Source organism: Klebsiella sp. SWET4 (assembly GCF_024296565.1).
Lineage (GTDB): Bacteria > Pseudomonadota > Gammaproteobacteria > Enterobacterales > Enterobacteriaceae > Klebsiella > Klebsiella variicola.
In genome coordinates this window covers 177,581-199,132 of record NZ_JANCOB010000003.1, presented here as the reverse complement: position 1 = coordinate 199,132, position 21,552 = coordinate 177,581, and the positions used below count along the sequence as shown (strand labels likewise).

General features: G+C 60.1%; 13 protein-coding genes and 2 pseudogenes. 12 read left to right on the top strand and 3 right to left on the bottom strand.

The window, feature by feature from the left end:
* Window positions 1–24: 24 nt before the first annotated feature.
* The 8 genes and pseudogenes from NKJ21_RS10060 to NKJ21_RS10025 all read left to right on the top strand — a co-directional run.
* Window positions 25–198: pseudogene (locus NKJ21_RS10060) on the top strand (hypothetical protein); the annotation flags it as partial.
* 316 nt (window positions 199–514) lie between these two features.
* Window positions 515–1,051: a cellulose biosynthesis protein BcsO gene (gene bcsO / locus NKJ21_RS10055; RefSeq protein WP_016161937.1), complete on the top strand. Its 537-nt coding sequence runs from the start codon at window positions 515–517 to the stop codon at window positions 1,049–1,051.
* Between the two features lies 1 nt (window position 1,052).
* Window positions 1,053–1,845, top strand: a pseudogene (locus NKJ21_RS10050) (cellulose synthase operon protein YhjQ/BcsQ).
* Between the two features lie 19 nt (window positions 1,846–1,864).
* Window positions 1,865–3,976 (top strand): UDP-forming cellulose synthase catalytic subunit, encoded by a 2,112-nt coding sequence (gene bcsA / locus NKJ21_RS10045; RefSeq protein WP_008806906.1) that lies wholly within the window; start codon window positions 1,865–1,867, stop codon window positions 3,974–3,976.
* On the top strand, window positions 3,973–6,405 hold the full coding sequence (bcsB, locus tag NKJ21_RS10040; protein WP_032740321.1) for a cellulose biosynthesis cyclic di-GMP-binding regulatory protein BcsB: 2,433 nt from the start codon (window positions 3,973–3,975) through the stop codon (window positions 6,403–6,405). The genes bcsA (NKJ21_RS10045) and bcsB (NKJ21_RS10040) overlap by 4 nt, the downstream gene beginning before the upstream one ends.
* Window positions 6,405–10,457: a cellulose biosynthesis protein BcsC gene (locus tag NKJ21_RS10035; protein ID WP_131024434.1), complete on the top strand. Its 4,053-nt coding sequence runs from the start codon at window positions 6,405–6,407 to the stop codon at window positions 10,455–10,457. The genes bcsB (NKJ21_RS10040) and NKJ21_RS10035 overlap by 1 nt, the downstream gene beginning before the upstream one ends.
* Window positions 10,457–10,933: a cellulose biosynthesis protein BcsD gene (bcsD, locus tag NKJ21_RS10030; protein ID WP_008806909.1), complete on the top strand. Its 477-nt coding sequence runs from the start codon at window positions 10,457–10,459 to the stop codon at window positions 10,931–10,933. The genes NKJ21_RS10035 and bcsD overlap by 1 nt, the downstream gene beginning before the upstream one ends.
* Window positions 10,934–10,944: 11 nt before the next feature.
* Window positions 10,945–11,946, top strand: a complete 1,002-nt coding sequence (locus tag NKJ21_RS10025; RefSeq protein WP_012967086.1) for a glycosyl hydrolase family 8 — start codon at window positions 10,945–10,947, stop codon at window positions 11,944–11,946.
* A 107-nt stretch (window positions 11,947–12,053) separates the two neighbouring features.
* Here NKJ21_RS10025 and bcsG read toward each other — a convergent pair whose 3' ends face one another.
* Genes bcsG through bcsE form a run of 3 tightly spaced genes read right to left on the bottom strand, consistent with a single transcriptional unit; the run spans window position 12,054 to window position 15,480 of the window.
* Window positions 12,054–13,733, bottom strand: coding sequence for a cellulose biosynthesis protein BcsG (bcsG, locus tag NKJ21_RS10020; protein ID WP_012967087.1), 1,680 nt, complete (start codon window positions 13,731–13,733; stop codon window positions 12,054–12,056).
* Window positions 13,730–13,927 (bottom strand): cellulose biosynthesis protein BcsF, encoded by a 198-nt coding sequence (gene bcsF / locus NKJ21_RS10015; RefSeq protein WP_008806912.1) that lies wholly within the window; start codon window positions 13,925–13,927, stop codon window positions 13,730–13,732. The genes bcsG and bcsF overlap by 4 nt, the downstream gene beginning before the upstream one ends.
* Window positions 13,927–15,480: a cellulose biosynthesis protein BcsE gene (gene bcsE / locus NKJ21_RS10010; protein ID WP_254732878.1), complete on the bottom strand. Its 1,554-nt coding sequence runs from the start codon at window positions 15,478–15,480 to the stop codon at window positions 13,927–13,929. The genes bcsF and bcsE overlap by 1 nt, the downstream gene beginning before the upstream one ends.
* Window positions 15,481–15,648: 168 nt before the next feature.
* Here bcsE and bcsR point away from each other — a divergent pair, with 168 nt between their 5' ends.
* From bcsR to bcsB (NKJ21_RS09990), 4 genes are read left to right on the top strand one after another with little or no spacing between them, the layout of a single operon-like run.
* Window positions 15,649–15,837, top strand: a complete 189-nt coding sequence (bcsR, locus tag NKJ21_RS10005; protein ID WP_002921513.1) for a cellulose biosynthesis protein BcsR — start codon at window positions 15,649–15,651, stop codon at window positions 15,835–15,837.
* Between the two features lie 11 nt (window positions 15,838–15,848).
* Window positions 15,849–16,580, top strand: coding sequence for a cellulose biosynthesis protein BcsQ (bcsQ, locus tag NKJ21_RS10000; protein WP_022064695.1), 732 nt, complete (start codon window positions 15,849–15,851; stop codon window positions 16,578–16,580).
* Window positions 16,577–19,195 carry a UDP-forming cellulose synthase catalytic subunit gene (gene bcsA / locus NKJ21_RS09995; protein ID WP_012540356.1) on the top strand — a complete coding sequence of 873 codons (2,619 nt, stop codon included), beginning with the start codon at window positions 16,577–16,579 and terminating at the stop codon, window positions 19,193–19,195. Before bcsQ ends, bcsA (NKJ21_RS09995) begins: the two co-directional genes overlap by 4 nt.
* 10 nt (window positions 19,196–19,205) lie before the next feature.
* Window positions 19,206–21,551, top strand: coding sequence for a cellulose biosynthesis cyclic di-GMP-binding regulatory protein BcsB (gene bcsB / locus NKJ21_RS09990; RefSeq protein WP_008806916.1), 2,346 nt, complete (start codon window positions 19,206–19,208; stop codon window positions 21,549–21,551).
* Window position 21,552: the final 1 nt, after the last annotated feature.

Genomic DNA, 21,552 nt, shown 5'->3' with positions numbered 1-21,552 from the left:
TGGCACACTCCCGGTCCCAGGACCGGGAGTTTCTCTTCCGCCGGAGAGGAAACCTGGCAACACCGTTTATTACCGCAGTTTCTGCCATACTCTCGGAGCATTCTTCGTCGATTATCCGAAAAAATAAGCCTTTCAGTCCATTTTTATAGAATTAAAGAGAAATTAAAATGGTTCAGGTTTATTCTTTCGTCCAACTGACGCTATGATTTCATCATGGCGTAATACTTTTATATAAAAACGACTGGGAAGCGCGATGGTTGCGGGGGTTAAGGATGTACGCATACCTAAAAAATGGGGCTATCCTTCTGAAAGGGAAGTGTTAGTGTAGCGATACTTCTGCCGTGGAATCATCCCAAAAATCAAATTCTAAACTATTATAACCCTGTCAATCGTGTGTATTGGTACGTCACCACCGGCGCTTTATCTGCCATACCAGAAGCGTCACGATATTTTTAATATACCCAGAAAATAACAACAAACTTAATATGAAATTTTTAAAATCATGAGGTTATCAATGAACCATTATGATGATCTGCAGCGCTTTCAAGAAAAAACGCGGACGCAAAACCTCAAATTTCAGGATCTTTCTTCGCAAGCCGCCACGCGGGAACATGGGGATTGGGCGATCCTCAATCAGCTGAATCCCGACGCCGGGAAACCCGCTTCTCTGGCGCTGGGAGGGTCGGTCTCCGCGCCGCTGCCGCAGCCCGTGCCTGCGGATCTCTTCCAGCGTGTCGACCCTGTGGTCGCCGCGCCAGCATCACCTCCGGTTGCGCCAGTCCCCCCAGTTATTGCCGCGATCCCACTGCCGGTCGCAGAACCTGCAATGCCGGAACCTGTCGCTCCGGCGCCGGCGATGACGTCAGAGCCCTTGGCAGCGACGCCAGTACCTGAACCGGTGATGTCCCCGCCGCCGAGGATGGCCCCGCGGCCTGCGCCGGGCGCCGACAACTATGCCCACCTGTTCGCGGCAAAAACCGCGGAGCCGGTGGCGAAAAATAAAGACCAGCCTTTGAAATCTCTTCTGGAAAGGATCGCTACATGCCGTTGATTTGCGTCTGTTCACCGAAAGGTGGCGTGGGGAAAACGACCCTTGTGGCCAATTTAGCTTATTCGCTGGCGCGGACCGGCAGCAAAGTCCTGGCGCTGGATTTTGACGTCCAGAATGCGCTGCGTTTGCATTTTGGCGTGCCGTTGAGCGATGAGCGGGGCTACGTGGCGAAGGCGCTGGAACTGCATGACTGGAGCCAGTGTGTGCTGAGCGCCGGCAGCAATATTTTCGTCCTGCCTTACGGCGAAGTGAGCGAAGCGCAGCGTCAGGCGTTTGATGAGCAACTGACCCACAATGACCATTTTCTCCAGCGCGGTCTGTCGGCGCTGCTCAACTATCCCGGGCTTATCACCATCGCCGATATGCCGCCAGGGCCTTCACCGGCGCTGAAGGCCCTGACGGGGCTGGCGGATCTGCATCTGATCCCGCTGCTGGCGGATACCGCCTCAATGTCGACCCTGGCGCACGTGGAAAAGCAGCGCCTGACCGGCGGGGCGCTGAATCACAAGCACGGGCACTATTTCGTCATAAACCAAAGCGATAGCCGTCGCCAGGTCAGCCGGGACGTCACCAGCCTGATGGAAGAGAAACTGGGCGAGCGACTGCTTGGCGTGATCCATCGTGATGAAAGCGTGGTAGAGGCTAATGCCTCGCAGAAGTCGATCCTGGACTTCAACGCCTCCTCCGCAGCGGCCTTTGATATTGAAATCATGGCTAAAAAGATATCTTCGCTGTTGGGTATCCATATTGGCGATGGCACGGTGCACAGCCAGCCACGCATGTCAGGGCTTTAACTTATTGCAGGGCTGCTGAATGAAAAAATCTCTTTTTTGGTTGCTGGCGCTGGTGCTGTCTCCCGTCGCCGTGCTGGTGGTGATCACGCCGATGGACAGCCAAAAGCAGTATATTTTTGGTCTGCTTAGTATCGGTATTCTCTTTCTGATGGGCTTCAGTAAGCGCCGCAGCGTATCGGTCATTATGGTCGTCACGTCGCTGCTGATGTCCACGCGTTATATGTATTTTCGCCTCACGCAGACCCTGCACTTCAACTCGTCCATTGAAGCCATTCTCGGAATGGGACTCTTTCTGGCGGAAGTTTATATCTGGGTGATGCTGCTGCTTAACTACCTGCAGACGGTCTGGCCGCTGAAGCGCGGCATTGTTCCACTGCCGGATGATATGAGCAAGTGGCCGACGGTCGATATCTATATTCCGAGCTATAACGAACCGTTAGAGGTGGTGCGCGATACCGTCCTGGCGGCACAATGCATTGATTATCCAAAAGATAAAATGAAGATCTATCTTCTGGATGATGGCAAACGCAGTGAGTTTGCCGTGTTCGCCGCCGACGTCGGCGTGGGCTATATCACCCGTAACGACAACAAGCACGCCAAAGCGGGGAACCTTAACCATGCGCTGACCCTGACCCACGGGGAGCTTATCTGCGTTTTCGACTGCGACCACGTCGCCACGCGCGTCTTCCTGCAGGCCACCGTCGGCGGTTTCCTGAAAGATCCGATGCTGGCTCTGGTGCAGACGCCGCACTATTTCTATTCCCCGGACCCGTTTGAACGTAACCTCTCCGTCGGGCGCAACATCCCGAACGAAGGGATGTTGTTCTATGGCCCGATTCAGCAGGGGAACGACAACTGGAACGCCACCTTTTTCTGCGGCTCCTGCGCGGTGATCCGCCGCGAGGCGCTGGCGCAGATCGGCGGTTTCGCTGTCGAAACGGTGACCGAAGATGCCCATACGGCGCTGAAGTTTCAGCGTCTGGGATGGAAGTCGGCCTTTCTCGATATTCCGCTGGCGGCTGGTCTCGCCACCGAACGTCTGGTGGTGCACGTCATCCAGCGAACCCGCTGGGCGCGCGGGATGACGCAGATCTTTCGCGTCGATAATCCCCTGTTTGGTCGCGGCCTGACCTTCCAGCAGCGCTTGTGCTACCTGAGCGCCATGCTCTACTACCAGTTCGCGCTCCCGAGGGTGGTGTTTGTCACCGCCCCGCTGGCTTATCTGCTGTTTAACCTCAATATTATTTACTCTTCAGCGAGCCTGATTGTCTCCTATGCCCTGCCGCATCTGTTCCTCGCTATTTACGTTGGTTCGCGAATGAACGGCCGCTATCGCTACAGCTTCTGGGGGGAGATCTACGATATTGTGCTGGCCTTCCACCTGGTGCTGCCGACACTGGTGACGATGATTTTCCCCAAACGCGGCAAATTCAACGTTACCGATAAGGGTGGGCTGCTTGACGTCGGTTACTTCGATTTCACCGTGGTGCGGCCGCACCTGGTGGTGGCCTGCCTGCTGGCCCTGGGGGTGGTGGTCGGCATCGTCCGGGCGATAGGCCATGACTACTTTGGCTCGGATCCCAACGTTATCGCCCTCAACGTCGGGTGGGGGATCTACAGCCTGATCTTCCTGCTGGCGGCGATTGCCGTAGCGCGCGAAACGCGGCAGGTGCGAAAAACCATTCGTATCGATGTCGACATTCCGGTGGTGATCCATTACGCCAGCGGTATCGTTTCCCGCAGCCATACCGCGGACCTGTCGATGGGCGGCTGCCGCGTGGCCGCGCCGGATATGCGCCATCTGGAGGATGATATCGAAGAGATTGAGCTGATCCTGCAGTCCGGGGCTATCTCCATTCCGGCTCAGCTGGTCACCTCAGACGAGCGTTTCCTGCGCCTCAAGTTTGATGAAGATATTCCTCTCTCGCGCCGCCGTGAACTGGTGCGGGTGGTGCTGGCCCGCGCGGATGCCTGGATTAATCCGCCACGCCCGCAGGATAACCCGTTCCGCTCCTTCTTCACCATTTTGCGCTGCGTGTTCGAACTGTTCTGGTTGACGTGGAAAACCCGTCGCAGCCAGCGCAGCCGGACGGCTGTGGCGAAAACGGCGCAGGAGGATGGGACGTTATGAAGCGATTAACGACGCTGGCGCTGCTGGCAGGGATGTTCTCTGCGCCTGCGCTGCACAGTGAAGAGCCGGCTACTGGCGCTTCAGCCCCGCTGAGTTTTCCGCAGCTCAACGGCGCGGCGGACAATGAGCCCGGTGACGAACCTCCGGCGGCCGCTCCGGAAGAGGCCACGCCAGCGGTAGCGCCCGCCCCCGCAGGCGATGCGGCGTTGACAACGCCTGTGCCTGAGATGCCCGCAGTAACCCCGCCGGTGAGCGACACGGTTGCGCCCGATGTCATCCCCGTCGCCCCGGTTTGGGGAGGCGATCTGAATCTGGCGCAAATGGGGATGCCGGATGGCATTATCCTCAGCGGCGGCCAGCGGCAGGGGGGCGTTAGCTTTACGCTGCCTTCCGACCAGGTGGTGATCCATTCCCAGCTCAGCCTTGCCGTCCGCGTATCGCCGGAAATGGCGAGCCGCAACGCCACCCTGCAACTGATGCTCAACGGTCAGCCCCTCGGCACTCTGCCGCTGGGTGCCGATGGCGAGGATGTCTCCCATTATCAGCTGGATATTCCGCCCGCGCTGATGGTCTCCAGCAATAACCTGAGCGTGAAGATCAACGATGGCGATACCCTGCAGTGCCAGCGTGATATTCATGATTCGTCGCGGGTGACGGTGCTGCCCACGTCGCATTTCAGCTGGGAAAGCCAGCAACTGAACATCAGCGACGACCTGAGCCACTTCCCACGCCCCTTCTTTGACAGTATGCAGATGACCCCGGCGGACATCGCGGTCGCCTATGGGGCGAAGCCGTCGGCTGACGTCTTCAGCGCCGCGGCGCTGGTCTCTTCATGGCTGGGTATCCAGGCGGACTATCGCGGCATCGCCTTCAGCGCCCTGCGCGATCGCCTGCCGGAACGCCATGGTATTGTGATTGGCCATCCGGGCGAGCAGGTGGGCGGCATGACGCTGCCGGAAACCGATAAACCGCTGCTGCGCATCATCGCCAACCCTGCCAATCCGGCCTACAAGCTGCTGCTGATTGTTGGTAAAAACGATACGGCGCTGCGCATGGCCGCCTGGCGGTTGACCCGCGGCAACTTCGCCCCGCAAACCGCGACGCTGGATGTCGAACCGCAGACCATCCCGGTTGGTAAAGCGTACGATGCGCCGCGCTGGATCCCCACCGATCGTCCGGTCAGGCTCAGCGAACTGTTGCGTAAGGATCAAAGCCCGACCGTCAGCGGCGTCTGGCATGAGCCTTTACGTATCGCCTTTCGCGCCGCGCCCGACCTCTATCTCTGGGATGGCGAGACGATCCCGCTGCAGGTTGGCTACCGCTTCCCATCGGAAAGCTGGATTAATGAGGACAAGTCCCTGCTGAGCGTCACGCTCAACGGTACCTTCCTCAATAACCTGGCGATGAACAAGCAGGGGCCGCTGGAGAAAGTCTGGCGCCACCTCGGGGGCGATGCGCGCCAGGAGCGCTTTACCATCCCGCTGGCGCCCTATCTGATCTACGGCGATAACCAGCTGTCGATGTACTTCAATGTGGTGCCGAAGGATGATGTTCCGTGCTCGGTACTGCTGAATAACAATATCAAGAGCCGGATCACTGACGATTCCTGGATTGATTTGAGCAAAACGCGACACTTCTCGCTGCTGCCAAACCTCTCCTATTTCGTTGGCGCCTCATTCCCTTTCTCGCGACTGGCGGACTATTCGCAAACGACGCTTATGCTGCCGGCGGACCCGTCTGAGACCCAGGTGGCCACCCTGCTGAATCTGGCGGCGCGCTCCGGAAATGCGACCGGCACCGCGCTGGCGAATAACCGCGTCGTGCTCGGGATGCCGACCGGCGGCGCGGATCTGCAGTCGCTGCGCGAACGTGACGTGCTGGCGGTCACCGCTCTCGATCAGCAGGCCTTTAACCAGAGCCTGCTGGCTGATTCACCGTATCGTCCGGTGGATAACACGCTGAGTGTCCGCGAGCCTGACCTGTGGCAAAAAGTGCAGCGTCGGCTCACCGGCGACTGGACCTCGGCCAGCCTCGATGCCGATCGCTACTTCTCGTCCAGCAGCGCCTGGCGCGGGTTCATCAGCTATCGTTCGCCGTGGAACGCGACTCGCCTGGTGGTGGTGGCGATGGCCAGCAATGATGACCAGCTGGCGCGACTGAAGACCGATCTGGACTCGCCGCGTATCAACGCCGGGATCCGTGGCGATACCGCGGTGATCACCAGTGATAACGGGGTACGCAGCTTCCAGGTCAGCACGCCGTTCCCCAGCGGTCAGATGCCGTGGTACATGATGGCTGTCTGGTATGCCAGCCAGCATTCCGGTTTTCTGGCGGTGCTGGGGCTGATTGCCACCTCGATAATGGGACTGGCGCTGACCGCGATGTTTAAACGTCATGCCCGTAAGCGTCTGGGTTCGGGGGATAACTAATGAAAAGAAAGATAACAATAACGATGAAAACCTCCCGCCGGCTCACGACGTTCTGCCTCACCGGCGCGTTGACTCTCGGTGCTGCTGGCGGCGCGCTGGCGGCAGGTAACGACGCGGCGCTGCAGGCGCTGTTCGCCCAGGCCAACTACTGGCATGAGAAATCCCATGACGAACTGGCGATGGAGTCCCTGCAGAAGGTGCTTTCGGTCGATGCCAATAACACCCAGGCGCTGTATCTGATGGCGCTCTGGTCGCAGCAGGGTGGCGATATGCAGGCGGCGGCGCAGTGGCGCGCCCGGCTGGCGAAAGCGGCGCCGGACAGCCCGGGGCTGCAGGATTTAGACAACGCTAAAAAGATGTCGCAGGTGCCGCAGGGGCAGCTCAGCCTGGCCCGCCAGCAGGCGCGCGGCGGCAATATCCCCGGGGCGCTGGCGACCTGGCGCAGCATGTTTAATGGCAATACGCCGCCTGCCGGGCTGGCGGCGGAATATTACCTGACCATGGCCAGCGACAAATCGCTTTATCCGCAGGCCATCAGCGAACTGCGCCAGTACGTGGCCCAGCATCCGCAGGAGAACGCCCCGCGGGTGGCGCTGGGCAAAGCCTTAACCTGGCGGGAAGAGACCCGCCGGGAAGGGATCGCCCTGCTGGAGCCGATGGCCAGCGGCAATAAAGAGGCGGACAGCGGCTTGCGTCAGGCGCTGCTCTGGCTGGGCCCGCAGGCCGGGGATGAGCAGTATTACGATACCTGGATGCAGCGGCATCCGCAGGATAGCGAAGTTCAGAATTACTTTCGCGAACGGCGCAGCGGTCAGGCGCGCGGCCAGGGCTACGCCAATCTGAACAGCGGCAATACCGCCGCCGCGAAGCAGCAATTTGAAGAGGTGCTGCAGACCAACCCGCAGGATGCCGATGCGCTGGCGGGCATGGGCTATATCGCGCAGCGCAGCGGCGACTACCAGGCCGCGTCGCAGTATCTGAGCCGGGCGGCGGATCTCGGCGGCGACGCCTCGGCGACCCGTCGTCAGCAGGCGGCCGATGCGCTGTTCTACGGCCAGCTGGCGCAGGCTCAGCAGGCCTATAAGCAGGGCAATATTAGCCAGGCGCTGGCGCTCTCCGCGCCGCTGGCGCAGCAGAGCGGGGCGCGGGGCGCCTCGGCGAAGCTGTTCCGCGCCGATGTGCTGCGGCATAACAAAGATTTGCCCCAGGCGGAGCAAACGCTACGTTCGCTGTTAAGCGACGATCCGCAGAACGCGGCGGGGCGGGAAAACCTCTATTACGTGCTGCGCGAGCAGAATAAATCCGCCGAGGCGCAGGCGATGCTGCAGACGCTCCCGCAGAGCCTGCAGCAAAAACTGCAGCCGCGGGTGGTGGCCGGTATGCCGGGCGATGCCGTGCGCCGTCAGGCCCAGGCGCAGGTCAGCAGCGGTAATCCAGCCGGCGCGATTGCCACTCTGCGCGAAGGCGTCGCCCGCTATCCGGACGATCCCTGGCTGCGCCTTGATCTGGCCCGGCTGTTGCAAAAATCGGGTAACGGCAGCGAGGCCTCTTCGCTGATGTCGGCGGCCTATCGCCCCGGCGCCAGCAACAATGCGCTGTATGCCGCCGCCCTGTTTGCCAGCGAAAACGGCGCCTGGCAGCAGGCGCAGACGCTGCTGGCGCGCATTCCCGGCGGCAGCCAGACCAGCGACATGCGCGATTTACGCCAGCGGGTGAACTACAACCTGCAGCTGGCGACCGCCGAAAACTATCTGGCGCAGGGCAACCGCACTGCCGCCAGCAATACCCTGCGGGCGATGGCCTCCACGCCGCCGAAAGCCCCGGCGGACGCCGGCAAGCTGGCGCGGCTGCTGGCCGAGAGCGGCGATCTGACTACCGCGGTCTCGCTGGTGCGCAACAATATCAGCAGCGGGGTGTCCGGCAACGCCGGTGATTACGCCGATCAGATTGCGGTGCTGAATCAGGCCGGGCTGACCGGCGAGGCGCAGAACTTGCTCAGCAATCCGCAGCTGCAGGCCAGCAGTACGCCGACGCAGCTGGCGAGTATTCGCAATGGCTATGTGATCAACGAAGCCGATCGCCTGCGCGAGCAGGGCAATTACGCTGCGGCGTATGACAAGCTGATCCGCGCCATGCAAAGCGACCCGCAGAATACCGATCTGATGTTCGCGATGGCGCGGTTGTACCAGAGCGGCAAAATGAACAAAGAGGCCGGGGTGGTCTATGACTACCTGATGACGCGCGATACGCCGAACCAGGACGCGCGCGCCGGGGCCATCGACGTGGCGCTGTCGGCGGGGAATAACGATCGCGCCGAACAGCTGGCCGGCGGTTTGCGCCAGGATAACTCCCCGGATCGCTTACTGCTGCTGGCGAGAGTCGCAGAGGCGCAGGGCCATCATCAGCAGGCGATGACCTACCTGCGTAGCGCCCGCGGCAAACTGCTGGGTATGCAAAGCACCAACAGCAGCGAAACGCCAACCGTCGGCGGGGTGCTGGCGGCGGATAACCCCTTCATCGGCGTGTCGCAAACGTCGGCGCCGACGCGAACGGCCTCCGCCTACGGGCAGTATATGCCGTGGCAGGTCGCCCAGTCGGCCGCCGCGCCCGGTTCCACGCTGCCGGGGATCCAGCGCCCCGATCTGCCAGTGGACACCGCCGAGACGCGGATGCTGCGCCAGGTGGACACCATGATGGAGTCGCTGCAGGAGAAAACCGGCAGCTGGCTGCAGGGCGGTATGGACGTGCGCGGGCGCGACGGCGAATCGGGTACCAGCAAGCTGACGGAGCTCCGGACGCCGCTGACCTGGTCTTCTTCGCCATTTGGCGATTCGCGCTTTGACTTTACCGTCACCCCGGTGTCGTTGAACGCCGGAACCGCCAGCGGCGACGCCTGGCGTCGCTACGGCGCCAACCCGTTGGCTAACGCGGTCTCCAATATGGTGAGTACCGCCACCAGCGAGCAGGCGGCGATCGCCTCGATGACCGAGGCGGAGCGGACGGCCTATTTTGCCAGCAATCCGGGGGCCGAAGCCTTAAGCGGCCTGGGCACCCTGAATGCGGCAGATTTCAATCCGACCACCAGCAGCGGGATGGAAAATCTGGCGAAGCTCGGGAGCTATGATTCGGGACAGGTCGCCAGCTATCTGGCCTCTTCCAGCCGTAAGCCGAACGTTGACCAGACCAGCGGCTCAACCGATTCGCAGAAGGCTAACGGCGTCGAGCTGGCGCTGGCGTTAAGCGGTGACGATTATCGCGTCGATATTGGCAGCACGCCGCTGGGCCAGGATCTCAATACCGTTGTCGGCGGGGTGAAATGGTCGCCTAAGCTGAGCAACTACCTGTCGCTGATCCTGACCGGCGAACGCCGCTCACTGACCGACAGCCTGCTTTCTTACGTTGGTCTGAAAGACGCCTATTCCGGTAAAACCTGGGGGCAGGTGACGAAAAACGGCGGCACCCTGCAGCTGAGCTATGACGACGGCGACGCGGGCTTCTATGTCGGCGGTGGCGGATACAGCTATCTGGGGCAGAACGTCGCCAGCAACACCAGCATTAACGCCAATGCCGGGGTCTATCTGCGGCCCTATCATGACGAATACCGCCAGTTACAGACCGGGTTGAGCATGAGCTATATGGATTATTCCAAGAACCTCAGCTACTTCACCTATGGCCAGGGGGGCTACTTTAGCCCGCAAAACTATGTCAGCGTGTCGCTGCCGGTCAGTCTGACGGAGAAATATGATAACTGGACCATGAAGCTTGGCGGCTCGGTGGGCTACCAGTCTTACAGTCAGGATAAGAGCGCCTATTTCCCGACCAATTCGGAGTGGCAGCAGACCCTGGAGACGGCGGTGAGCAATGGGTTTGCCAAGGAAGCCTACTATTCCGCGACCTCGAAGAGCGGCATCGGCTATACCCTGCGCGCCGGGGCGGACTACAAGGTTAACAAACAGATGACGCTGGGGGGCCAGATTGGCTATGACACCTTCGGGGATTATAACGAAAGCACCGCCGGGCTCTATATCCGCTATATGTTGGGAGATCATTGATGATGACGGAGAACAATAACCCGGTGGTCACGACCTGGTTCCAGCAACAGCAGACGCCTGCCGGATGGTTCGATCTGTTGGTGATTATGGTCGAAGGTATGTTAAATAATGCCGGCGAGCTGGAAAGCCAGCCCTTCCTGCGTCAGATGGGCGCCTCGCTGGCGGAGACCCATCCGCTGCCGGCGTCGGAGACGGTGGGAGAGCTGGAGGCGAATATCAACCGGCTGCTGACCCATTTCCACTGGGGCGTGGTGACGATTGATGTCGGTGAGGATGGCCTGCGCCTGCGCCATCAGGCGTTGCCGGTCAGCCGGGACGACGCGGGACGCGTGCGCTGGTGCAACGCGTTCTGTGCCATACTGGAGGGGTTATATTCTCGCTGGCTGCAGAGTCAGGGAGGCAGTGCTCATGTCGTTTTACAACGTGAGCGGGTGTTCTCTGTCTCTGACGTTCAGTTTCTTTACTACCATCCATAATGAGTGAATGTATGCCCCTGCGTGCTTTAGTGGCGGTGATAGTGACAACGGCAGTGATGCTGGTGCCCCGGGCGTGGGCGGATACGGCCTGGGAGCGCTATAAGGCCCGTTTTATGATGCCGGACGGCCGTATCATTGATACCGCCAATGGCAATGTGTCGCATACGGAAGGTCAGGGCTTTGCCATGCTCCTGGCGGTGGCGAATAACGATCGCCCGGCGTTCGACAAGCTGTGGCAGTGGACGGACAGCACCCTGCGCGATAAGTCTAACGGGCTGTTTTACTGGCGCTATAACCCGGTGGCGCCGGACCCTATCGCCGATAAAAACAACGCCTCTGATGGTGATACTCTCATCGCCTGGGCGCTGTTGCGTGCGCAAAAGCAGTGGCAGGACAAGCGCTACGCGATTGCCTCGGATGCCATCACCGCCTCCCTGCTGAAATATACGGTGGTGACCTTCGCCGGTCGTCAGGTGATGCTCCCGGGCGTGAAAGGGTTCAATCTCAACGACCATCTGAACCTTAATCCCTCCTATTTCATCTTCCCGGCCTGGCGCGCCTTCGCGGAGCGGACGCATCTGACCGCCTGGCGGACATTGCAGACCGACGGACAGGCGCTGTTGGGGCAGATGGGGTGGGGGAAATCACACCTGCCCAGCGACTGGGTGGCGCTGCGGGCAGATGGCAAGATGCTGCCAGCCAAAGAGTGGCCGCCGCGGATGAGTTTCGATGCGATTCGTATCCCGCTGTATCTCTCATGGGCCGATCCGCAAAGCGCTTTGCTCGCGCCGTGGAAGGCCTGGATGCAGAGTTACCCGCGCCTGCAAACCCCGGCGTGGATCAACGTCAGCACCAACGAGGTGGCACCCTGGTATATGGCCGGCGGCCTGCTGGCGGTGCGCGATCTGACGCTGGGTGAACCGCAGGAGGCGCCGCAGATTGACGACAAGGATGATTATTACTCTGCCAGCCTCAAGCAGTTGGTCTGGCTGGCGAAACAGGATCAGCGTTAGAGACGGTGATTGATTTGCCGCCTTCCCCGCCCGTAGGCATGAGGGTGGGGAAGGGAGAATGGGAACGTCTCACGATGTAAGGCCGCCAGTTTGGGCGGCCTTGTCGCTTATTGCGGATAAGGCACCCAGCTACCGCCATTCAGCTGGACATAAGGCTTGCCCTGATACTGGATGACGATGGCGTTGGCGTTTTCGGACACCGCTGCGCTCTGCGGCAGGTTTGCGACATACTGCTGCCAGTTGACGCTGTCCTCGCTGAACATTTTGCCGTCGAGGGCACGCACCACCAGCTCCGACACCGCCAGGTAACTGCTGGGCTGATCGATGATAATCGGCGCCCCTTCATGCGGCGCTTTCATGCCGAAGAATTTTACCGCCGTCGGGACGTTCGTGATCGACGGGCTCGGGATATCGCGCAGGCCAGAGACCTGCATCTTATCGCCCTTCAGCGCGCCGCCGTGTTCCGGCACCACCACCACCATCACTTTCCGCCCCGATTTCTCCAGCTCGGTGAAGAAGTTATCCAGGTCATCAAACAGCTTCTGCGCACGCACTTTGTAGTCTGCAGTTTTGCTTTGCCCCGGGAAGTGGTTGCCGTCATGCAGCGGCAGGGTGTTATAGAAGGTGGCGCTCCGCGGATTGCTGCTGGCCTCTTCGGTCTTCAGCCAGCGGTTGAGGACCGCCAGATCCTCATACACCGGGGAGCCGTCAAACGCCTGCAGGCTGACCGGCAACCCGGTCTGGTCCATCAGCGGGCTCTGCATGCCGCCCAGCGAACGCAGTTCTTTCAGGAAGTCGCCGAACAGACCGTTATGGCCGAGCATCAGCTGCTGGTTGAAGCCGAGTTTCGCCAGGTTTTCAAACAGGTAGCAATCGGCGCCGGACGGCTGATACAGGTTGGTATGCGACAGCTGGCCGCAGCTGGCGCGCAGCAGGCGCACCGCCGCCGGGCCGCTGTAGGAGGTCGCGGAGTTAAAGTTTTTGAAGACAATATCGAAATGCTTCCACAGCGGATGGTCCATCAGACCGGCGGCTTCAATATCCGACCAGGAGAGCGAGCAGATATTGATCACCAGCAGGTCAAACGGCTGGGCATCCGCCGGCAGCTGGTCCGGGAACGGCGTTTTGCGCTTCTGCTCGGCGGCATAGAAACCGTTCAGCCAGTTGGTGAGATTGGCTGACGTCGGCGGCTCGGTCTGCGGTGGAATATCGCTGCTGGCGGGGCTGGTCGCGGTGCCAGCGGCGGCGTTGGCCCCGGTATTGGCCGGCGCGGTCGTGGCGGCGGCCGTGGTGGGCTGACCGGCGGGCCACAGGGTAAAGGCCGGCAGCAGTGGGCTGACCGCCAGCCAGACGACCATCGCGGAGACAAACACGGTGACGCGCAGCCACTGACTGATAAACAGCCACAGGACCAGTAAAACAAAGAAGGCGCCGACCATGCTCCAGTTAATAAACCGGACGATCAGATCCCAGATATAGCTGGCGCTGAAGCCGGCGATTTGCGAACCCTGGCTAAGAAGCGTCTCCGGACCGGGCAGCCAGGTATCGTGCCAGAACAGCGCGAAGCCGAGCGGAATAGCGATCCAGTGGCGGATACGGTGTAGCTTTTCGCGCGGGATCGGCACCAGCAGAAAGGCGAGAAACACCAGGTTCAGCATCGGGTGGAAATTGAGATACCCGGCCCACAGCAGGGCAAATTTGACCAGAAAATATAAATTCCAGCCGCCAAGGCCGCGCCAGTACTGCCAGAGCGGAAGCGGTGTCGCGGTCGGTTTAGTGTTTGTCATTTGTTCGCTTTGCCTTGCTTAACCGTGGCTCCCCGGCGTAATACGCCTGCCGGTTTCACGTAACGGGGTTTAAAGAACATCAATCTTAACGTCGTGCGAATACGGCGCTGGTAATGGCGCGTCAGGTAACCCAGCGGGAAAAACAGCAGGGCGCAGAGCACCACCAGTTGCAGAATATCGGCGATAGACATCATCAGGCTTGTTCCTCGCGGGTGGTTAACCGGTGCGGCTCGGGGTAGCGTCGCCAGTGGCGTCCATCGTGGGTGGCGTTGATGGTCTCGTTTTTACCCACCGACAGCGGCAGCGGCGTGTTCCAGCGCGCCGGCTCGACGCCGCGCATGATCACGATTTCCGAGAGGATCTGCTTGTCTTCAAACCACACCATGCGGTTAGAAAAAATATCGCCGGTCGGCAGCGGGAAAATGTGGTTTAGCGCGGTATCGAGGTCATTGATCCGGCAAAACGACAAAAACAGCACCAGCCGGTTATTGCCGATGGTCATGATATCGCCCATCCGGTTGGGTTTGCATAACGTCAGCGCCTGCTCAACGCGCAGCCCTGGCGCCGGGCGCAGGGCCACCATTACGCCTTTGCTGTCGGCGGGCAGGAGGGTATTGGCCATCACGTTCTGTACCGCCTCGCAGAAAGCATCCCACTTCTGATAGCCGCGCAGCTTTAACGGCTGGCTCCAGGTCAACAGCGTGGCGAAATCCTCCGGAATATGGCGGGAGAATTTTTGGTTCTGCACGCTTTCGATCAACGTCAGACAGCGGGAGAGCGACGCGCTGCTGGGGATCACCAGACTGGCGCCGCTGCTAAGCAGTAGCCGCTCATCCGTCGCGCGCAGGCTGGGCGTTTGTTCACGGACAATAATTTTCAGCGCCGTACCGCGCTGGCGACGCAGGGTATGAATATAGCGGCCCAGCTGTTCAATTTGCGTATTCTGGGTAATGGAAAAGAGTAACGTGGCCGCTTGCGCGGTGCGCCCGGCGTTGAAGACGTCGTCGTTGGTATCGAACAGGGTCCAGTATTCCGACAGCGGCGGGGCGCCTTCCAGCACGCGCATATTGCTGAGGATCACCTTCTCATCACTACGTGGCTGAACGCTGGTTTCCGTCTCCTGCGCCAGCCGCCAGCCGGCATCATCGTGTTGCACCATCAGCTGCTGCTGGGCGCTGATGCCTTTGTCGCTTCCCCACCAGGCAATATCAAAGAGATGTCGGTCACCCTGGTAACGAATACTTGCCAGGCCGGAAAGGGAACGGTACTCGCGTAATAATGGGGTGAGCTGTCGATCGATATCCTGGGCGGAATTGATCGCCAGGAACGCGCAACGGTGATATTGCGCCCAGCGGCTGGTCTTTTCCACCCAGGCGCATATCTTATCCTTATTTATATTTTGCCAGGTATTTTCAGCGCATAGCAGAATAAACAAGTAATTGCCAGGTTCGAGGGAGCAGACTAAATCACGATGTATTTCTTCCAGTGCTTCCGGACGATTCGGCAGGGTGAACAGCGCGATATTATCCGGGCCACCTTCATTATCTAATGAAATGATATTATTAGGTTTGTCTCCCATTACCAGCGCGGCGATCTTGCTGTTTTTCGCCTGCGCGGCCAGCGTCTGATTAAACAGACTGACGGCATCGGTATAACGGTCAACGTTGAGCCACCATACCCCACCGACCGGCATATGGCACACTTCATCCCATAATGATGAAATACCCAAAGTAAATACACTATCCACGGCATCCCTCGTGCGCCCTGATTGACACTGGATAAGTTTACTAGCGAAACCGGCAGAGTAAACCTAACATTGAAATTAAAGGTCATCAGTTTTAGCATGTACACCTGCTTTTAAGGATGCGCTGTATTCGTCCTCTGGTTTAATAATAAATTTCAAACGGACAGAGATATGCCAGCAAAAGATCCTGCAGTACCCACGGACGCCACGCTGGGGTACACCTTTCAAAATGATTTTCTGGCGCTAAGCCGGGCATTTTCCCTGCCGGATATTGATTATCATGATATTTCCCGGCGCGAGCAGCTGAATGCGGCGCTGAAGCGCTGGCCGTTACTGGCAGAGTTTGCAGAGAAAAAATAAGGAAGCCGGAGATGGCTATTCTGGGATTACAGGGCGTGCGCGGGGGGACTGGCGTCACGTCCATTACGGCTGCACTCGCCTGGGCGCTGCAATTGCTCGGTGAAACGGTGCTGGCGATCGACGCCAGCCCGGATAATATGCTGCGCTTTTTTTTCAATACCGATGTCCATCATCAGGACGGCTGGGCGCGGGCGCTGCTCGACGGCCGGGACTGGCGCGACGCGGGTCTGCGCTATACGCAACATATCGATCTGCTGCCGTTTGGCCAGCTCAGCGCCGGCGAAAGAGAAAATGCTGACCAGCTGCAGCCCGCGCTGGGGGCGATGGCGGAGGCTGTGCAGCAGCTGCAGAGCCAGTACCGCTGGCTGCTGCTGGATCTGCCGAACGGTTATTCGCCATTAACCCGCGAGCTGCTGACGCTGTGCGATCGCACGCTGGTGGTGGTTCATCCCGACGCCAATAGCCATATCCGTCTACACCAGCAGCCCCTCCCGGCCAACAGCGACATTCTGATTAACGACCTGCGGGTCGGCAGCCAGCTGCAGGAAGATCTCTACCAGCTGTGGCTGGAGAGCCAGCCGCGCATCCTGCCGGTGACGATTCACCGCGACGAGGCGATGGCCGAGTGCCTGGCGGCGAAACAGCCTCTTGGGGAGTATCGTCAGGACTCCCTGGCGGCGGAAGAGGTGCTGACCCTGGCGAACTGGTGCCTGATCCACTATTCCGGCGGGAGGCCGGCATGATCCGCCTCAGCACGCTGCTGCTGGCTCCGCCGGTGGGGGAACGGCTGCGCGCGCGCTATGACGACTATCGGCAGCACGGGGCCTCCTGGCTTTCGGCGTCGCTTGGCTGTCTGTGGGCGTCGCTGGTCTGGGCGCTGATGCCGCTGGAGACGCCGCGCTGGCAGGCGATTCTGGCCCACCATGAAACCTATTTTCCCCATATTAATCCGCATCGCCCGCGTCCGCTGGATCCGCTGCGCTACCTGCTGCAATCCCTGTGGTTGCTGGCGACGCGTGTGCCGGAGCCGGAAAAAAAGGTCAACTGGCGCTCGCTGGCGGCCCTGGAAGGGGTGCACGGTCGCTATACGCAATGGCTGGAAAAATTGCCTGAACAGGTGAATGCCCGCACCGGCCATCTGGATAAACAGAAAGAGCTGGCGCACCTTAATCCGAAGCTGCGCCGGGCGATCCTTGGGGGGGTGACCTTCTGCTCGCTGGTGCTGGCGCTAATGTGTATTACGCAGCCCTTTAACCCGCTGTCGCAGTTTATCTTCCTGATGCTGCTGTGGGGCGTGGCGCTGCTGGTGCGCCGCATCCCGGGGCGTTTCTCGGCGCTGATGCTTATCGTGCTGTCGCTGACGGTGTCGTGCCGCTATATCTGGTGGCGCTATACCTCGACGCTGAACTGGAACGACCCGGTAAGCCTGGTGTGCGGGATCATTCTGCTGTTCGCAGAGACCTACGCCTGGGTGGTGCTGGTGCTGGGCTACTTCCAGGTGGTCTGGCCGCTGAACCGCCAGCCGGTGCCGCTGCCGGAGGACATGGATCTGTGGCCAACCGTGGACATCTTCGTCCCCACCTATAACGAAGATCTCAACGTGGTGAAAAACACCATTTACGCCTCGCAGGGCATCGACTGGCCGAAGGACAAGCTGAACATCTGGATCCTCGACGATGGCGGACGGGAAGCGTTTCGCCAGTTTGCCAAAGATGTCGGGGTGCACTATATCGCCCGTACCAGCCACGAGCACGCCAAGGCCGGTAACATCAACAATGCGCTGAAATACGCTAAAGGGGAGTTCGTCTCGATCTTTGACTGCGACCATGTGCCAACGCGCTCGTTTCTGCAGATGACCATGGGCTGGTTCCTGAAAGAGAAAGAGCTGGCGATGATGCAGACCCCGCACCACTTCTTCTCGCCCGATCCCTTTGAGCGCAACCTTGGCCGCTTTCGCAAAACGCCGAACGAAGGGACGTTGTTCTACGGCCTGGTGCAGGACGGGAACGACATGTGGGACGCCACCTTCTTCTGCGGCTCCTGCGCCGTTATCCGTCGCGGCCCGCTGGATGAGATTGGCGGGATAGCCGTCGAAACGGTAACCGAAGATGCCCATACCTCTCTGCGTCTGCACCGGCGGGGACACACCTCAGCCTATATGCGGATCCCGCAGGCGGCGGGGCTGGCGACGGAGAGTTTGTCCGCGCATATCGGCCAGCGCATCCGCTGGGCGCGCGGGATGGTGCAGATTTTCCGGCTCGATAACCCGCTGTTTGGCAAAGGCCTGAAGCTGGCGCAACGCGTCTGCTACGCCAACGCCATGCTCCACTTCCTCTCCGGTATTCCGCGCCTCATCTTCCTCACGGCGCCGCTGGCCTTTTTGCTGCTCCATGCCTATATCATTTATGCGCCCGCGCTGATGATCGCGCTGTTCGTGCTGCCGCACATGATCCACGCCAGCCTGACCAACTCGAAGATTCAGGGCAAATACCGCCATTCGTTCTGGAGTGAAATCTACGAGACGGTGCTGGCCTGGTATATCGCGCCGCCCACCTTTGTGGCGCTGATTAACCCGCATAAAGGTAAGTTCAACGTCACCGCGAAGGGCGGGCTGGTGGAAGAAGAGTATGTCGACTGGGTGATCTCCCGGCCCTATATCTACCTTGTACTGCTCAATCTGGTCGGCGTCGCGGTGGGGATCTGGCGATTTATGTATGGCCCGGAAAACGAAATTCTCACCGTCTGGGTGAGTATTGTCTGGGTGTTCTACAACCTGATTATTCTTGGCGGCGCGGTGGCGGTCTCGGTCGAAAGCAAGCAGGTTCGCCGTTCGCATCGTGTCGAAATGAGCATGCCGGCGGCGATTGCCCGCGAAGATGGCCATCTGTTCTCCTGCACGGTTCACGACTATTCCGACGGCGGGCTGGGGATCAAAATTCACGGCGACGCGCAGGTGCTGGAAGGCCAGAACGCCCGGCTGTTGCTCAAACGAGGACAGCAGGAATATGCCTTCCCGGTAAGGGTCGCGCGGGTCAACGGCAGCGAGGTGGGGCTCCAGCTACTGCCGTTGACCAACCAACAGCATATCGATTTTGTGCAGTGTACGTTTGCCCGCGCTGATACGTGGGCGCTTTGGCAGGATAGCTTCCCGGAAGACAAGCCGATGGAAAGCCTGCTGGATATCCTCAAGCTGGGCTTCCGTGGCTATCGTCACCTGGCGGAGTTTTCGCCGCCGTCGGTGAAGGTGGTTTTCCGCGCGCTCACTTCGCTGGTGGCCTGGATAGTGTCGTTTGTACCCCGACGCCCTGAACGCGCCGCGCCGACGCTCTCCGCAGACCCGGCAATGGCTCAACAATGATGATAATGCGATGAAAAGAAAACTTTCCTGGATGTGTGCAGTAGCGGTGGGCATGTGCAGCTGGTATCCGCTGGCCTCTTATGCGGCGCCAGCCGTCGTGGCGAACGCCGCCCCTGGCGTTCAGCCGCAGGTAGCGACCCCGGGCGCGCCGATCGTGGTGGGCGAGCCAACGGCGGCCCTTGCCGAACCGACCGCCCCGGCGGCGGTGGCCGAGAACGTCCCGCAGCGGGAGGTGAAGCTGACTTTTGCCACCATCGCGCCGCCGCCCGGCAGCATCGTGCTGCGCGGCTCACGGCCTGACGCGTCGGTCGAATTCGGCATGCGCAGCGATGAGCTGGTCGCCAACGCGCTGCTCAACCTGGAATACACCCCATCGCCTTCGCTGCTGCCCGTGCAGTCGCAGCTGAAAGTCTATCTCAACGATGAGCTGATGGGCGTCCTGCCCGTGACCAAAGAGCAGCTGGGGAAAAAGATCCGCGCGCAGTTGCCGATTGACCCGCTGTACATCACCGACTTCAACCGCGTACGGCTGGAGTTTGTCGGTCACTACCGCGATGTCTGCGAAAACCCCGCCAGCAGCACGCTGTGGCTGGACGTCGGGCGCGAAAGCTATCTGGATCTCACCTACCAGTCGCTGAAGGTGCATAACGATCTGTCACACTTCCCGGTGCCGTTCTACGATCCGCGCGATAACCGCCCGCTGACGCTACCGATGATTTTCCCGGGCTCGCCAGCGGTGGCCCAGCAGCAGGCGGCGGCGATTGTCGCCTCCTGGTTCGGCAGCAAGGCCGGCTGGCGCGGCCAGCAGTTCCCGGTCTATTTCAACGAACTGCCGGATCGTAACGCCATCGTCTTCGCCACCAACGACAAGCGCCCGGACTTCCTGCGCGATCATCCGCCGGTCAAGGCGCCGACCATCGAAATGATCGACAACCCGAACGATCCTTACGTCAAGCTGCTGGTAATTTTCGGCCGCGATGATAACGACCTGCTGCTGGCAGCGAAGGGGATTGCCCAGGGCAATATTCTGTTCCGCGGCAGCAGCGTCACCGTGGACGGCATCAAAACCCTGCAGCCGCGTCAGCCTTACGACGCACCGAACTGGGTGCGCACCGACCGCTCGGTCACCTTCGCTGAGCTGAAAACCTATGAGCAACAGCTGCAGTCCAGCGGGCTGGTGCCGGATGCCATCACCGTGGCGCTTAATCTGCCGCCGGATCTCTATCTGCTGCGGGCCAACGGCATCGATATGGATCTGAAATATCGCTACACCATGCCGCCGGTGAAGGACAGTTCGCGGATGGATATCAGCCTCAACGACCAGTTCCTGCAGTCGTTCAGCCTGAACAGCGCTCAGGACGTGAACAAACTGATCCTGCGCCTGCCGGTGCTGCAGGGGCTGCTGGACGGCAAATCAGAGGTCACCATCCCCGCGCTGCGTCTCGGGGCGGTCAACCAGCTGCGCTTTGACTTCCAGTACATGAACCCGATGCCGGGCGGCTCCATCGACAACTGTATTACCTTCCAGCCGGTGCAGAACCATGTGGTGATTGGCGACGATTCGACCATCGACTTCTCGAAGTATTATCACTTTATCGCCCTGCCGGACCTGCGCGTCTTTGCCAATGCGGGCTTCCCTTACAGCCGTATGGCCGACCTCTCCGACACGCTGGTGGTGGTGCCGAAAGCGCCGACCCAGGGCCAGGTGGCGACGCTGCTGCAGGCGCTGGGCGGTATCGGTTCGCAGACCGGTCTGGCGGCGATTAATCTGCAGATGACCGACGATGGCAACCAGATCAAGAACAAAGATGCGGATCTGCTGCTGATCGGCGCGATCCCGTCGTCCCTCAAGGACGACACCAAAATCAACCTGCTGGTCGAGGCGACCAAAAGCTGGGTGAAAATGCCGATGCGCCACTATGACCTGGCGAGCATTTATCCCGATGACGATGCCCGCACGCCCAATACCCGCACCGACATTACCTCTTCCGGGCCGATGGCGGCGGTGATTGGCTTCCAGTCGCCGTATAACGATCAGCGCAGCGTGGTGGCCCTGCTGGCCGACAGCCCGCGCGGTAATGAACTGCTGACCAACGCCCTCAACGACAGCGGTAAGCGGGCAGCAATGTTTGGCTCGGTAGCGGTGATCCGCGAGTCCGGCGTCAACAGTCTGCGGGTAGGGGATATCTACTACGTGGGTCATCTGCCCTGGTTCGAGCGCATCTGGTTCGCGCTCTCTAACCACCCGATACTGCTGGCGATCTTCGCCGCTATCAGTATTGTGCTGCTGGCGTGGGTGCTGTGGCGCATGCTGCGCATCATCAGTCGCCGCCGTCTTAGCCTGGATGATGAATAAA